11 protein-coding genes are annotated in these 15,237 nt (G+C 34.9%); all 11 read right to left on the bottom strand.

Features of this window, described 5'->3' with window-relative positions; translation table 11 throughout:
• Positions 1 to 5: 5 nt before the first annotated feature.
• Complete coding sequence (rplB, locus tag C7381_RS00875) at positions 6 to 836, bottom strand: 50S ribosomal protein L2 (protein WP_116479561.1); 831 nt, start codon at positions 834 to 836, stop codon at positions 6 to 8.
• A 14-nt stretch (positions 837 to 850) separates the two neighbouring features.
• Positions 851 to 1,141, bottom strand: a complete 291-nt coding sequence (gene rplW, locus C7381_RS00870; RefSeq protein ID WP_034547881.1) for a 50S ribosomal protein L23 — start codon at positions 1,139 to 1,141, stop codon at positions 851 to 853.
• Positions 1,141 to 1,761, bottom strand: coding sequence for a 50S ribosomal protein L4 (gene rplD / locus C7381_RS00865; protein ID WP_116479560.1), 621 nt, complete (start codon positions 1,759 to 1,761; stop codon positions 1,141 to 1,143). The genes rplW and rplD overlap by 1 nt, the downstream gene beginning before the upstream one ends.
• Positions 1,762 to 1,772: 11 nt before the next feature.
• Positions 1,773 to 2,399, bottom strand: coding sequence for a 50S ribosomal protein L3 (rplC, locus tag C7381_RS00860; RefSeq protein ID WP_034547887.1), 627 nt, complete (start codon positions 2,397 to 2,399; stop codon positions 1,773 to 1,775).
• 58 nt (positions 2,400 to 2,457) lie between these two features.
• Complete coding sequence (gene rpsJ, locus C7381_RS00855; RefSeq protein WP_034547889.1) at positions 2,458 to 2,769, bottom strand: 30S ribosomal protein S10; 312 nt, start codon at positions 2,767 to 2,769, stop codon at positions 2,458 to 2,460.
• Between the two features lie 1,493 nt (positions 2,770 to 4,262).
• Positions 4,263 to 4,802, bottom strand: coding sequence for a PIN domain-containing protein (locus tag C7381_RS00850; protein WP_116479559.1), 540 nt, complete (start codon positions 4,800 to 4,802; stop codon positions 4,263 to 4,265).
• Positions 4,795 to 5,538, bottom strand: a complete 744-nt coding sequence (locus C7381_RS00845) for an ImmA/IrrE family metallo-endopeptidase (RefSeq protein ID WP_081935508.1) — start codon at positions 5,536 to 5,538, stop codon at positions 4,795 to 4,797. The genes C7381_RS00850 and C7381_RS00845 overlap by 8 nt, the downstream gene beginning before the upstream one ends.
• Positions 5,528 to 5,875 (bottom strand): helix-turn-helix domain-containing protein, encoded by a 348-nt coding sequence (locus tag C7381_RS00840; protein WP_116479558.1) that lies wholly within the window; start codon positions 5,873 to 5,875, stop codon positions 5,528 to 5,530. The genes C7381_RS00845 and C7381_RS00840 overlap by 11 nt, the downstream gene beginning before the upstream one ends.
• A 1,246-nt stretch (positions 5,876 to 7,121) precedes the next feature.
• Positions 7,122 to 8,306 carry a PD-(D/E)XK nuclease family protein gene (locus C7381_RS00835; protein ID WP_116479557.1) on the bottom strand — a complete coding sequence of 395 codons (1,185 nt, stop codon included), beginning with the start codon at positions 8,304 to 8,306 and terminating at the stop codon, positions 7,122 to 7,124.
• 493 nt (positions 8,307 to 8,799) lie between these two features.
• The gene (locus C7381_RS00830; protein WP_116479556.1) at positions 8,800 to 10,410 is read right to left on the bottom strand and encodes a hypothetical protein; all 1,611 of its coding nucleotides are present in this window, start codon (positions 10,408 to 10,410) and stop codon (positions 8,800 to 8,802) included.
• Between the two features lie 84 nt (positions 10,411 to 10,494).
• Positions 10,495 to 15,219, bottom strand: coding sequence for an S-layer homology domain-containing protein (locus tag C7381_RS00825; RefSeq protein WP_116479555.1), 4,725 nt, complete (start codon positions 15,217 to 15,219; stop codon positions 10,495 to 10,497).
• Between the last annotated feature and the right edge of the window lie 18 nt (positions 15,220 to 15,237).

Raw genomic sequence — 15,237 nt, 5'->3', positions numbered from 1 at the left:
CCTCCCTACTTGGTTCTTCTTCTGATAATCATTGCATCAGACTTTTTGCCCTTCTTACGTGTCTTTACACCGTGGCTCTTCTTGCCCCAAGGTGTCATAGGTGCAGGACGTCCTACAGGAGCTCTACCTTCACCACCACCATGCGGGTGATCTACCGGGTTCATAGCTGAACCTCTAACATGTGGGCGTCTACCCATCTTGCGGCTTCTTCCTGCCTTACCGATAGTAATAAGCTCGTGTTCTTGATTTCCAACAGAACCGATAGTTGCACGGCATTCTGCAAGAACCATTCTCATTTCGCCTGAAGGAAGTCTCAATTGAGCATACTTACCTTCTCTACCCATAAGTTGAGCTTCATTACCTGCTGAACGAGCTAATTGTCCGCCTTTGCCAGGTTTTAACTCAATATTGTGAAGGAAAGTACCGACAGGAATATCCTTTAACTTCAAAGCATTTCCTACCTTAATATCAGCGTTTTCACCTGATAAAACAGTATCGCCTACCTTGAGTCCTTGTGGGTGAAGAATATATCTCTTTTCCCCGTCCTTATAGAAAATAAGAGCAATATTTGCACTTCTATTTGGATCGTACTCAATAGCATTTACAATACCTGGAATACCATCTTTATCTCTCTTGAAATCGATAATTCTATACTTCTTCTTAGCACCGCCACCTCTGTGACGCATTGTAATTCTACCCTTGGAATTTCTACCTGCATTCTTTGCTAAAGAAACCACCAAACTCTTTTCAGGATACTTCTTTGTGATTTCTTCGAAAGTAGAAACCGTCATATGACGACGGCTAGGTGAGGTCGGTTTAAAACTTTTAATTCCCATAATCTAACCTCCTACTACTCAAGGCTTTCGAAGAACTCAATACCCTTTGATTCCGGAGTAAGCTTTATAATAGCCTTCTTCCAATCTGAAGTTCTTCCCTCTGTCATACCTTGACGTTTCTTCTTACCGGTTACATTCATAATAGTAACCTTCTCTACATCTACACCGAAAATAGTTTCAATAGCCTTCTTGACCTCAGTCTTATTAGCTGTCTTTAAAACCTTAAAAGTATACTTTCTTTCGGCCAAATCATCCATCGCCCTTTCTGTAACAACAGGACGTAAAATAATATCATATGCGTTCATTAGTTAAAAACCTCCTCAACTCTTTTGAGTGCGGATTCACTGATAACCAAATTATCGTGCTTTAAAAGCTCATAAACATTGATTAAATCTGCATATGTTACCGCAGCTTTCTCTATATTTCTTGCTGATAAATAAACATTCTTGTCAACTGATTCAGTAACAACAAGCGGCTTTCTTGCACCCAACTTATCGAAAAACTCAATCATCTTTGAAGTCTTCGGTGCGTCAAAACTAATATTATCAACAACAATCATCTTACCGTCATTGAACTTGCTTGTCAAAGCTGAATACAAAGCAACCTTCTTCAAACTCTTCGGTAACTTATATGAATAATCTCTTGGCTTCGGAGCAAAAACAACTCCGCCACCCTTCCATTGTGGTGAACGAGTTGAACCTTGTCTTGCAGAACCGGTTCCCTTTTGTCTCCATGGCTTTCTGCCACCGCCTCTTACTTCACTTCTTGTCTTGGTAGATTGAGTTCCTTGACGTCTATTTGCCAAGTGATTTACCACAGCTTGGTGAACAGCTGTTTCATTGATGTCTGATGCAAACAAAACTTCAGAAATTTCAATTTCTCTTAGTTCCTTGCCTGACATATCTACAACTTTTATCTTAGGCATTTCGTCCTCCTTTACTTCTTAAGCGCAGCCTTAACAAGAACCATACCGTTTCTTGCTCCCGGAACCGCACCCTTTACAAGCAAAAGATTCTTGTCTGCGTCTACGCGAACAATCTCAAGGTTTTGAACAGTAACCTTCTCATTACCCATTCTACCTTCCATTCTTTTGCCCTTAAAAACTCTTCCTGGATAAGTTCCTGCAGACAAACCACCCGGCATTCTGTGGAACTTAGAACCGTGTGACTCACGACCCCTTTGGAAACCGTGACGTTTAATAACACCTTGTGTTCCCTTACCCTTTGAAATACCTGTGATATCTACGAAACTACCTTCTTCGAAAATATCTACCTTCACTTCACTTCCAAGATCTAAAGCTTGGAAAGAATCATCTTTAAACTCTCTCAAAAAACGCATCGGCTTAGCACCGGCCTTTTCGAAATGTCCCTTCTTCGGCTTGTTAGCAAGCTTCTCGCGGATAGGTTCGAAACCCAGTTGAACTGCGTCATAACCTTCCTTATCTACCGTCTTCTTTTGAACAACAACATTCGGTGTTGCTTCAATAACGGTTACGGCAACCAACTCTCCGGTTTCACCGAAAATTTGTGTCATGCCGAGTTTTTTACCCATTATGCCTTTCATCTAAAGCACCTCCATATTTTATAGCGGATTGATCTTCAATCATATAAATCTTAACAGCCTATAACTTAATCTCGATATCTACACCTGTAGCTAAATTCAACTTCATCAAAGCATCTACAGTCTTTTGATTAGGATTCAAAATATCGATTAATCTCTTGTGAGTCCTTTGCTCAAATTGCTCTCTGGAATCCTTATTAACGTGAACAGATCTCAAAATTGTAATAATTTCCTTTTCTGTTGGAAGAGGAATAGGTCCTGAAACCTCAACGCCTGTTCTCTTTGCAGCTTCCACAATTCTCTTTGCAGAGTTGTCTAATAACTCATGATCATAAGCCTTAAGACGGATTCTGATTTTATTTTTTGTGCTCATATTACCCTCCTTCGTATGATAGCCCTTACATACGACGTCAATACAACAACTCATCCGGGTGTTTCCTCTTCCGCTTAAAAAGAAAAACCACAAAAGTCATTGCTTTCGCGAAAGCTCGCCGGCTTCGCATACTCCGGGAAAATCTCCCAATTCAAACGATTGGCCACCTTTCCCTTCAACGCCATCGACTTCGGGCACCTATATATTATAACACAAAGAAAACCGAATTACAAGCAAAAACTTAAAAAAATTGAAAAAATTTTTAAAAACCTGTAAAATCGAAACCTTAGTGTCAACCTAAATATAATAACATAAAAAACAACTGCGTGTCAAGGGAAATAATGAATAAAAAATTACACTTTTAATAAAGGAAAAAATTCTTGGGAGAAAGAATACATTGAAACAAAAAATACAACTTAAAAATATATAGACGATGATATATTCATACAATTGTATCATTTCGCAATCGCCGCTTGTAACGGCTGGCATACGTTGTGACGATAGGAACAACGATGTCCTGCCGCCATATATCAATGATTTACAATTTACAACTCCAGCAACAACGTTGCGTATGTAAAATATATAAAACATAAACCCTTACCAATTTATAAACATACCTTCGCTCTGTCCGTCTCCCAGAACGTAACGGCGCATGCACAATCGACGTCAACGACTCATTTCTCCTGTTCGTCGAAATGTCGTCGGACGTCTTTGTATAAGTCCTACCATCGTGTTTTTGATTTTTCAAATCAAAAAGCACGGGTTAGGGCTATAATGTTGCGCCGCCATATATGACGTTTATTTTTGTACAACCTCACCAACAACGCTGTGTAAATAAAATATAAAACCGAAAAATATCACACGCCATTTTATCCACGATGATATATTCATACAATTGTATGCCTACGCAATCGCATCTGTAACGGCGGGTTATATCCCGCCGCATAGCTGTATGTTGTTATAACAACATACAGCTAACAATAAATTCAAAAATATAAAACCGAAACATGCTACGAGCAAACATTACCCACGCCGATAAATTTTTCAATTATATACTTATATGTACGCGTTGTAGCGTGACGGCATACGTTACGACGAAAGGAGTAACGATGTCCTCACGCCATATATCAAGTTAAAACAATTTACAACCCCACCAACAACGGTGTGTATATACAATATAAAAACCAAACGTCAAAATAATTATCACCCCAACCCACGCCGCATATCCAACTTTCGTTGTTATTACAACATACCACCATCGGTGTATTTATGAAATATTAAGCCCAAAACCCCATACCGTTTATAAACATATCTTCGCTCTGCACGTCCCCCAGAACGTTACGGCGCACTGTGTCCCGCCGCCCATTTTTGTGCACGTAAAATATGTATTTCCACCAACAACGGTGTGTCAATACAATATCGAACCCAATATCGTAATAAAACACCCTAAACCAAAAAAACGCATGCATCTCTGCACACACGTTTTTCAAATCTCACTTATAACCTTTTTTCTCTAAAAACTCTGAAAATGAACCATATCCTAACATTCTTCTTTTATCAAGCATCCTCTGCCATATATCATTTCCATCTTCCTCACTTATAATTCCGCTATTGTATGCATCAAAAAGTATATCCCCTGTCGTTATATGTTCCAAATGGAATTCCTTAATATAATCTAAAACATCTCTTAAATTGTTGCTTGCAACTATGCCTCCATATACTTTTGCAAGCGAAATTGCGGACGCCTCACCTTTCCCTATCCACTTTTGACCTTCCGTGCTCGGATGCGTCAGCTCTCTAAATAAATCATACTCTTCAGACCCTATCTCCATATCCACTATACGAGCAACGTCTCTTGAAATCATATCATCCATTCGTCTTTTTAAATGAGAAATGCGTGGATTATTTAATTCCTCATATACCTCTCTCGGAAAAACAATTCTTCCTCCATAAAGCTGTTCGACAATACTCTGATTATTCACCCACAAAAAAGCACTTATACAGTCCGTATCAAAAAAAATAGTATCAGTCAAGCCTTGCCTCACCTTCATTCATACCATAAACAATATCATCTCGGAACGCATCTAACAAAAGTTCCTCATACTTGCCTCTAGATATAAGACCGCTATCCAAAAGCTTATCTGCGCTCGAAATATAATATCCTAAAACTCCCATCTTCTTGTCCGGTGATGAAGGATAATAAATACTTGTATCATATCCCAGCCTTGCTGCAATACTAACAACTCCATATTCCATATACTTAGCAGTTTGAAAATCTATAAACCCTTCATCCACAAGTCTGTACAACATAGCTTTGTGGCTCACGCCAAAATATTGCTCAAGCTTTATTATATTCTCTATATCCAAATTATCTCTTCCGATCTTGTCAACCTTCTCATATAAAGTTGGACCTGGAACCAAAAAATATGATGCGAACTGATCTGCATTTCGCTCAGTCTCATCCCCTTCTCCAATATTCAATAAACTGACCGAACTACTTGCACTCTCATCATAATATAAATGATATAATTCATGGGCTAAGGAAAATCTCTGTCTGCCTATTGACATATCTGAATTAATGGCAATAACAGAAGATTTCTCCCCCTTATAACACACTCCACTTATATTTTTATTTAAAGGATAAAAAATTATAGATAAATTTTCTATTGATTGAACCACCTTAAAAATATCAATTGGCGAAGATTCATCTTCCCCTAATCTCTTTCGAATAAAAATCGCTTTATTCATCAACTCAACTTTATTCATCATCTAGCTCTCCTAAAATATCATCCATCTCAAATTGATTCAAAGCTATAGCATTTACAACAGACAATGCCTCTAAATCTTCATTACCTAAATCGCCGGCTCTGAATGCAATTGAACCCCTTACGTTTGACTGAGCACCATACAAAATATAATCAGAGGCACAACAAAACAACCTTGACAAACGTTCAATGTCATACGAATTAATCGGCCTTTCTCCCTTTTCAATCTTGGACAAATTGCTTTGATCCATATCTAAAAATTCACTCAAATTTGATTGAGTCAGATTTGAAGCCTCTCTAAGAGCCCTAATCCGAATTCCAATATCCTTTCTGTTTAACATATCATCTACCTCCATATATATTATATCACACACTTGTCATATTGTAAATACATTTTTATATATATTATATGACAAATATGTACTATTCACAATTATACTATTATTCGTTTTGTGTAATTTCATAATTTATCCAAACATTCCAATGCTTGGCGGCGATACGCTTTTCTCCGCACTCCATCACGAAATCGAAGATTTCTACCTCACCCGCAAAAAAACTGGTCGCCGTTACGTGCAGCGTATACGAATTTATACATAAATTGTTTTGCTCACATTCATAAAATTGTTTTATTCATACAATTGTATCATTTCGCAATCGCTGCTTGTAGCGGCTGGCATACGTTGTGACGATAGGAACAACGATGTCCTGCCGCCATATATCAAGTTAAAACAATTTACAACCCCACCAACAACGTTCTGTATATACAATATAAAACCCAAGCGTCAAAACAATTATCACACAACCCCCGCCGCATATTTACTTTCGTTGTTATAACAACATACAGCTAACGATGTGTATATAAAATATATAATCAAAAATAGCACACGCCATTTTATCCACGATGATATATTCATACAATTTTATCATTTCGCAATCGCCGCTTGTAGCGTCGGGTTACTATCCCGACGCCCATTTTTGTGTTTGTGCAATATTTGTTATTACCAACAATGCTGTGCCAATAAAATATAAAACCCAAACCACAATTATACATCTCACCCCCAACCCTCACTTTCGTTGTTATAACAACATACAGTCAAAGATGAATATATAAAAAAATAGAATATATAAATTTCGTTGTTATAACAACATACAGCTAACAATAAATCCAAAAATATAAAACCGAAACATGCTACGAGTAAACATTACCCACGCCGATAAATTTTTCAATTATATACGTATATGTACGCGTTGTAGCGTGACGGCATACGTTACGACGAAAGGAGTAACGATGTCCTCACGCCATATATCAAGTTCAAACAATTTACAACCCCACCAACAACAGTGTGTATATACAATATAAAACCCAAGCGTCAAAACAATTATCACACAACCCCCGCCGCATATTTGATTTCGTTGTTATAACAACATACAGCCATCGATGAATATATAAAAAAATAGAATATATAAATTTCGTTGTTATAACAACATACAATCATCGGCCGATATATTTATAAAATATCGATCTCACACTAAACAAAAATAACGACATACAAACCATGCCGTTATAATTTCGTAATCTATCAACTTTTACTCTTTAAATGAGAGACCCTTTTCAACACATTCCTTCGCAATTTTTAATTGCTTAATCGTTTCATCTACCAAATAATCATATAATCTATCTGAAATATTCCAATATTGGTAAAGATGATTTCCGTAACTACAGTATTTTTCAACTTTAATTCTGCTTTTCTTACCTTCCTTCTTTAAATTTCCTTTAAATTCTGATATTGTAGGGCACAAATAGCCAATCTCCACCAACTTATCAAATGTTTTATTCGAGTTCTTCCTTCCCGGTGAAGATGAACCACCATAAATCCTAAATTGATCTCTTTGAATTTGTACTCCAATCCTTCCATATTCACTCTCTACATTTAAATTATATTTTTCTGATTCTTTGATATCAGGCTTCATCTCTCTATAAATGAATGTAATAATTGGAGTTCCATTGCTAAAACTTACATCTCCATATGGTCCACTCCAACCATTCATATCTAAATTCAAATCGCTTGCATTATTCTCAACCTCAGCCTTTATCCTGTTAGCAAGCTCAGTTGCCTTTAACTTTAAAAACACATCCGAAAAGCTAATCTCTGATAAATAATCGTCTAAATAAACATACTTGTCTTTATTTTCATCAAGTTCAAATGCTTCATCAATCAAAAGTTGAATATTATTTAAATCCTTGACATATTGAGAAATGAAAATACCATAATCTAAATCCGCATTCTCTTCTAAAATATTTTTTATATTTTCAGCAATATCAGCATATGATAAAAATGTCCATCGGGCTAAATTGCCCGTCCCGATACCTATGCTTTTATTCTCTATCAAGCCGGTCAAAATCCCCTCATTGAATTCAAATCCAAGAGTTGTCTTGTTTTGATATCTGATTAGTTGACTTTTATCAGCTATAGCCTTAATCTTATTCTCAATAACTAAAGAACGGAATCTGTCTTTTTCATCTGTATAAGTTATATACAAATCAAAATTAAACAACTCCCTTTTCACATCAAGAAAATAACACTCCTTGCCACGTTCATAAAAATCCGGTTTAAAAACTTTTATAAATGGGTGTCTTCCCTCTGAATCTTTTATATCAAGGAGCCATTTCCAAAAATTTGAGTGTGCCAACTCCTTTGATGCAAGCGATATTGCAAAAAGTGGCGAATGTTTTAACTCATTCAATGGTGACTTATTATCATTTTTTTCCATAAAATCCCTCCTGTTTACTTGTAATCTCTATACAACATTTACCCATTACATTATTCTACTAAACATTTTACCTATTAATTCTCCATAAATCATTGCGGCGATACACCTTTTTATGCGTTCGTAAACGAAATCATAGATTTCTAACTCGCCCGTAAAAAACCCGGTCGTCGCTACGTGCAGCGTATACGGATTTATACGTAAATTGTTTCGCTCACATTCATAAAATTGTATCATTTCGCAATCACTGCTTGTAGCGGCTGGCATACGATTTGACGATAGACACAACGATGTCCTGCCGCCATATATGTCGTTTATTTTTTGTACAACCTCAACAACAACGGTGTGTATATACAATATAGAATCCAAACGTCAAAACAATTATCACCCTAACCCACGCCGTATATTTGATTTCGTTGTTATAACAACATACAGCCGCCAAGATAGATATATTTATATTTCCACTTTAGTTTATAAATAGACAAATGTAACATTCCTATTCCAAATCTAAATTAATTATAATTTCTCCTGTATATTCATCAATACTAAAATTCTTTTTAACGCTTTCATCCAATTTAAATTTGAAATTATTTATACCGTAAATAGTTTCTAAAATATGTTTTATTTCTGACTTTATAATCATCCTGCCGTTTTTAAAAATCACATCACAAATAATATCAATTCCTCTTGTATCATATTCTAAGTTTTTTATATTAATTGCCTCTTTCTCTAAATTGAGCGAAATATCAAAACTACATTTAATTTCTTCGCTATTACAATCTATGATACTTGCAGGAATAACAAAATCTAACATATCGACAACAACTGATTTAAAAGTTTTTTGTGCAAATATCTCTGTATCTAAAATATCTATAATTCTATAATTTGAACGCATTAAATATAAATTTTCTTGATATATCAAGCCCTCCATGACTAATAATTTATCTTTATATTCAGTAATAACTACTTCCTTCATTAATCCGGGCTTATCAATATATTCATATATTTTGATTTTCTTTGGATTAAAAAATCTATTTCTTAATAATAAAAGTAGCGCTGCTGTTAAAATAAATATAGATGCCATTGCAAAAATAAATATAATAGGATCTAATAATAGATTCAATATTATCAATAATCTCATAGATGTATAAAGTTCTTTCTCTATATGTGCATCTTTAATTTTACTAAAAAATTCATCTAGGTTTTGTTGCAATTGACTTTTTTCAACACTACTTTCATAATCTATATCTAATCTGATTAAATCTTTCGGATTCTTAAAAAGCGTTACAAATTCATTAAATTTTAAATCTCCACTATTCTTTAGTACATAATTTAAATATTCTTTCGTCGAATTGTCATTTTGATTATTTCCTTCACTTAGATCTTTATATTGATTTATTACTGTATTTGTTTTTGTATTTATTTCTGTCTTTGTTTCTGATTGTTTTGCAATTCTATTATTTAAATTTTCATTTATTTCATCAGCAAAAATTAAACAAGATATTAATGAAATAGAAAGCAAACTTAAAATAAAAAATAATATTGGATTTATAAAGATATAAATGCTATTCTTTTTATTTTTACATTTGATATTTTTACATTTGAGAATTTTGTTCACAGCAATTATGATACCAAGTATACATATTACTAATATAATAGCACATTTAAATGTAAAATTGTGAAACAAAAATACCATTAATATACTTATTATTAATATACCTATTATTAATATAGGTATTAAGCATTTTATGCTGACGTCTATTCGAACCATATAATTAAATATATAAATTACAATGCCTATGCATAATATAGATAAAAGAACTAGATAAATAATAGCTCCTTCCAAGGAAAAATGAATTATAAGATCATAAAACAAAAATGTAAAATTCAGTATTACAAATATAAATAGACAGGTATAGGCAATTAACTTTTTTAAAGATGAAAAATTAAAATATTTTCCAACTACATTATAATATTTCGAATTTACTGATTTGTAATATATATCAATTATAACGGGTGTTAAAGCCATAACAATAAGTACTATCCATTTTGCAAATCCCAACTCATTTATGCTATCTATAATTTTTTCTAAAACAAGATCTACCATCTTACATACCCCCATTTTCAATATGTACTAACAAAGCGTGTGGATTGCCACACGCCTTGTATATTAAAATCTAGTTCCAAACAATTATCTTTCTCTTATTTCAAAAGCTTGTCCGTTAACTCTATTCCATTTTTCATCAACACCATTCGGTTGTCTTTCAAATGAGTGGCCAACTGCTGCTTCATGAATGTCATAGAAGTACCATGCACTTCTTAGATTGTCAATGAATGAATGTTTAGATTTCATTAAGTTGTTATCAACATAAGCCTTGTCAGCTTTTCTGTTGAGCATTCTGTTTACGATTGCAACAACTTCTGCTCTTGTGATGTTGTTGTTAGGTCTGAATGTGTTGTCTTCGTATCCTGTGATCCATCCTGCACCACCAACTCTGTTGATTAGAGTGTATGCCCAGTCTGTTGATGGAACATCTCTGAATGTTCTCCATGTGTCGATATTTCCTGCATATCTTGCTGCAATTGCTGCAAATTCACGTCTTGTTATCGGTTGATTTGGTCTAAATGTTCCATCTTCGTAACCTTTAACAACGCCTTGTCTTGCAACGATATCAACTGCCGTCTTGTACCAATCTCCAGCCTTAACGTCCTTAAATTGTGGAGCACCTGATACTGATTGATTGATTGAAAGTCTTGCGAAAATCATTGCAACTTCAGCTCTTGTAATTGTTCTGTTCGGTCCGAAAGTATTGTCGCCGTATCCTTTGATATATGAGAAGTGATCGCGAGCGTTGAGTTCTGCAGGAGTCCAAACCTTTTTGATTTCTACAGGTTTCTTTGGTTCTTCCTTCTTGTCGTCTTTTCTCCAATATTCATAGTCATATCTTATTTCTTCAGATACCCAAACTGATGGATCGCAAGGTTCTTTAATTTGTCTTGCATAAACAAATTGTTCATCTTCGAGTGGATATGGTGTGTAAACTTCCCATTCACCGAAAGTATCAACTTTTGTTCTTAAAATAGGATAATCTCTGTATCTTACTTCGATAACAGCTCCCGGAATTCCATGTCCTGTGATGTATTCATCTGAATCATAAACAGGATTCATTTCAGGTGCCGGAGTCATACATCTTAAATCTGTTACGTGAACAGTAATTTCTACTTCTTCAATTCTCGGTTTAGTAGGTTCTTCCGGATTTGGAATTGTAACAACAATTGTTGCTTTCTTATCTCCTGGAGTTTTTGTATCGATAGGTTCTTTGAACTTATAGTCCGTATCTTTCGGTGCATCCTTATGATTTTCAATTCCGTCTTTTGGATCAGGTGTTTCACCGACTTGTACCGTGATATCTTTACCTATTGGATAGAATTCTCCAACATATTCCCATACACCGATAAATTTAATGTCTTCTGTGCCTGCTTTAACATTAACAGGTTTCCATTCTTTAAATGTGTATGTTCCTATAAGTTTTTCCGGAGTACCTTTTTTAATTTCAACCTTTGTATCTTTAGCCGGAGTTGTAGGAGCCACAACATTTTCTCCTTCTTTAGCTGTTGATTTCCAATTACCATCCGGATTTAGATAGTGGTTGACTTTTTCTTCAGTAATCTTTGCGCCCTTATCAGTAACAAATTCGTAAGAAACTTTTACTTCTTTAGCTTGAAGTTCGTTTGTTACTTTTAGACCATCATAAGTTACCTTATAGTCTCTTCCGTCAAGCTTAATTTTACCTTCAGCTTCTCCAACTTCTTTTACAGTATATTTAATTTCTGTAGTTCCGTTTGCTTGGTACTTAGCAAGCTTACCAAAGTTTGCTTCGCCATTAGCATCTACTGCTACTTCTTTACCAGCAACATCTGCTCCGTCAGCAATTAATTGTAATTTTACTGCAGGATTTTTTGTTAAAGCTGTAACGCCGTTTGCAACTGTCCAAGTCTTAGTAGCTTTTACTTCTTTAAGTTCTTTTTGAAGAGTATTTGTTACTGTTTTATCTTCTTCGCTATATTCTACCGTATAATCTTGGTTATTTAGCTTAATAGCTCCCTTATCTTCGCCTTGTTCTTTAACAGTATATACAATTTCGTCTCCGTCTTTTGTATACTTGTCAAGACCTGAGAATTTGGCTTTATTAGTTGTTGAATCAACTTTTGCAGTTGTTGTAGTTACTGTTCCGTCTTTTACTAGAACAAATGTTACTTCCGGTAATGTTGTAGGAAGAGTTGTGCCATCAGCAGCTGCCCAAACTTTTGTAAATTCAACATCAGTAGTTTCTTTCTTGAGTGTATTAGTTACTGTGATTACGCCATTATTCATATCTGTCATCTTAACTTCATACTTCTTACCGTCAAGTTCTATTGTATTGTTGGCTGTTTGTCCTTCACTAACTGTATATACAGCTAAATCAGTTCCATTTGCTTGGTACTTGTCGAGTCCTGTCCATTTTACACTTGTTTGACCCGCTGCTAATGTCTTTGATTGTCCATCAACTTTAGTACCGTCTTTGTATAAGTCAAATGTTAATGTCGGTTTTGTTTCAGGTAGCTTTGCAGCTCCATCTTCTCTAGCCCAAACTTTATTAACTGTTAAATTTATTACCTCTTTGCCAAGTGTGTTAGTAACACCTATATCTGTATAAGTTACCGCATATGTCTTGTCGCCAAGAGTTATAGAATTATTAGCTTCGCCTTTTTCTTTAACAGTGTATTTGATTTCAGTTGTTGCTTTTCCTGTATTATCATAATTGTATCTTACAAGATCCTTATATTCAGCAGTTAAGGCTCCATTTGATAAAATTCGTTCTCCATTTGTTTCAACCTTAGCATCATCAGCATAAAGTTCAAATGTAACCGTTGGTTTTGTATCAGGTAATTTTGCACCGTCTGCAGCCGCCCATGTCTTAGTAAATTTCTTAGTAGTTGTTTCTTTCTTGAAGTTTGCGTTTATAACAAGTGGATTTGCTGTATCTTTAGTAATAGCAGTGTCGGCCGTTATTCCTTGTGGGTATGTCCACTTATTAGTGTCATCTACAATGTAACCTGTCTCTGCCCCAACATTTGGTACAGTTGCGTCACTTACTTTCTTTCCTGCAACTGGGTTTACATAGTAAACAACTTGCTCAGCTTTTTTAGTTTCTTCGCCTAAATAACCCTTAACCTTTTCTGCCTTGTAAACAACCTTCTTGTAATAATTCTTTACTTCAGGTTTATTTGCATCTGGGTTATCTTTTCCATCATCACCTTTTTCAGGTATGATGTCAGCAAGTTTTTTGTATTCAACTTCTACAGTTTGAATATGTTCATTTTGATATTTCTTTCCTGATACATCTATAGCTTTATCAGTTCTTTCATAACCATAGAATACTGGCTCAGGAATCTTATTAATATCAACATCTTCACCTACATTGCCTTCAGCTTTATCCGGATATTGTTCAGTTGCAATCTTATAGGTATCTTGAATAGCATTACCGTCTGTATCAACATATTGAATAGCAACCTTACCTTGAGCCTTAGGTGCGTAAACTGCATAGAAAGTTACATTTTTCTTAACTTCATATCCTTGTGGATTTACAAGTTTATCTGCGTTCTTTCCATCGCTAAAGTCTAATGATTTGTTAGTTTCATCAACAACCCAACCAACAAATTCTTGGTCTTTGTTGTCTTTTTGTGGAATGTTTGAGATTTGATTTTTAGTTGGAACTGTAACAGCTTCTAAGTCTCCAAAAGCTTCTCCAATTTTCATAGAGTGTCCAATTGCTTGTTCAGTTTTAACAGCTGGTGCAAATGTAGCTCCATTTGGATCAAATTTAACTTTTAGTTCTTCACGAAGTTCTATTTCGTGTAGGGTCCTGTAATCTCCAGTAATATTGTAATAATATTTTGTGCCTAGTTGAAGGAAGCCCTTTTGTGTTTCGACTCCATCTTTTATGATATAAGAACCGGCAGTATCCACCGGAGTAACGTCATCTATGTTTAAACTAACAAATTGAATTGGTTCTTCTTTATAGCCTTTCTTTAATTCTCCTGCCATGTGTCCTTCAGAAGGTGTGTATGGTTTATTATTTCCAGTATAAAGATCTTTTCTTCCGATAAGCTCTTTAATAACTGTGTAATATCCATCTTCTGTTGAACCTACAAGATCAGTTTCTATACTTTTACTACCCTTCCATTTTCCTTCGAATTCTTGTCTTTTGGATGAATCATTGTCAAACCAGCTTATTTTATAAACTGACATTACATTTTGGCTGACATTTGCTAAAAATTGGTACTCTTGATACTCATGTCCATTCCATTCGTTATTTTTCACAATACGCAAATCGTACTTTATAAAATGAGGGCAAAGTATTTCTGCTCCTTCAATATAATCGTTGGGATTAATACCCTCCTTTACCTTCATCTTAATACGTTCATTTGAATTGCCCTTTTGGGCATGAGCTGCGTCTACTTCAAATATACCTAATTCGATTTCATCTCCAGTATTTTCCTCTCCGTCCGGATTATAGATTACTGGAAATATAATTGTTTCATTCGGAAAGTCAATATCTCTTGTTTCCCAGTTTATTTTTAATGTCCACAACTTATTTGGATCCGTTTCTGTTTGATCAACATATCCTGAAGTCCTCATCAGGCCTGAGTTGAAGGCTCTTTTCTGACTTTGCTTTTTCACTAAATTATCTGGCATAATATCAGAAATTTTATATGCCTTATATTTTTGACCGTTAATGTTAACTACATTGTATTTTGCTTCAGCCTCTTTGTTTGGATTGACATTTCTACTTTGATGTCCAAATGCTTCTACTGGTACTGAAGTTAAAATCATCAAAAGTATTAACATAAATGAAATTATTCTTTTCTTCATATTTCCTCCTTTGAAATA

Origin of the sequence: Ezakiella coagulans (assembly GCF_003096635.1) — a bacterium.
GTDB classification, from domain to species: Bacteria; Bacillota; Clostridia; order Tissierellales; family Peptoniphilaceae; genus Ezakiella; species Ezakiella coagulans.
The sequence above is the reverse complement of the archived record's forward strand: the minus strand, read 5'-3'. Positions and strand labels throughout refer to the sequence as shown.